Annotated in this window: 1 protein-coding gene and 1 pseudogene; both read right to left on the bottom strand. The window is 43.0% G+C overall.

Annotation, left to right across the window (positions count from 1 at the left end; all coding sequences use genetic code 11):
- Positions 1-211 precede the first annotated feature (211 nt).
- A complete protein-coding gene (locus ACTHS3_RS13895) occupies positions 212-868 on the bottom strand; it encodes an energy transducer TonB (RefSeq protein WP_440368240.1) in 657 nt (218 codons plus the stop codon).
- A gap of 30 nt (positions 869-898) precedes the next feature.
- A pseudogene (locus ACTHS3_RS13890) lies at positions 899-1,148 on the bottom strand (LPS export ABC transporter ATP-binding protein); the annotation flags it as partial.

The following is a 1,148-nucleotide window of genomic DNA, read 5'->3' as shown; positions in this document are numbered from 1 at the left end:
GCAAGATGCGCAGAGACTGTTGCAGCCGCTGGTTGAGCTGCTGGGTCTGTTTGAGTTTAAGGACGAGTGAAGACATAATGTTTGATAGTAAATGTGCTTTATGGATTTCAGACGGCCTGTATCTGACGGGCCGTCTGAAAGTATCAAATATATTGTTTATATATTGGATGATTATTTCAATATATTATTCTTTTATCAACCGATAAATGAATTATTCAACAGTAGAGATGGTTTCTAACGGTAAAGCAAACGTAATAGGCAGAACAAAAACCATGGCAACAGGCTTCCCGCGATAGGTAGCGGGTTGAAATTTTGTCTGCAAAACCGCTTTTCGTCCTGCGGCATCTAAACGCGAGTATCCACTGCTCTTTTTTACCCATACAAATGCTTTGCCATCTATATTGATAAAGACATTTAATACCACAGTCCCTTCCTCACCATTCTCTGTAGAAAGCTGTGGATAAGGTGGTGGAGCAACTTGGACAGGTTTCGCCTTTATCTTTCCTTTGAATTCATCTGACACAGTATAAAAGAATCTGAATTTTTTACGGCTTTCCAGTGTTTTACAATCTGTTTGTTGGGTTTTCTGATTATAAGTACACTCTTTATAAGGCTCGACTTGTTTTGGCAAACCTACTTCTTGAGCAAGTTTCAACAATTCCAGCGCATCCACTTCCCAATGGAGGCTTTTTCCCAGCTTACCTTCTTTATCCACGATAGCTGTCGCCGTTACGATACCGGTTATCGGCTTGCCATTTTTATCTATCACGCCTTGGCGCACACCCATATCCTGCCATGACTGTTCGGGCATGGCATGCACAGCAGTAGCTGCCAAAACGGCAAAGGAAGACAAAAAAATTCGTTTCAACACAGATACACCTTTTCAGACGGCCTAAACTCAATATTTGAAATTTTCACCCAAATAAACCGAACGGACTTGTTCATTGTTGACCAAATCATCCGGTTTGCCTGAAGCCAATACCGTACCGTCGCTGATGATGTAGGCGCGGTCGCAGATGCTGAGGGTTTCGCGCACGTTGTGGTCGGTAATCAATACGCCGATACCGCGTGATTTGAGGAACTCGATGATTTTCTGAATATCGATGACAGCAATCGGGTCAACGCCGGCAAAAGGTTCGTCCAACAAA

The sequence above is a fragment of the Neisseria sp. P0009.S007 genome (assembly GCF_051962515.1).
This window is presented reverse-complemented; position numbering and strand designations above follow the sequence as displayed.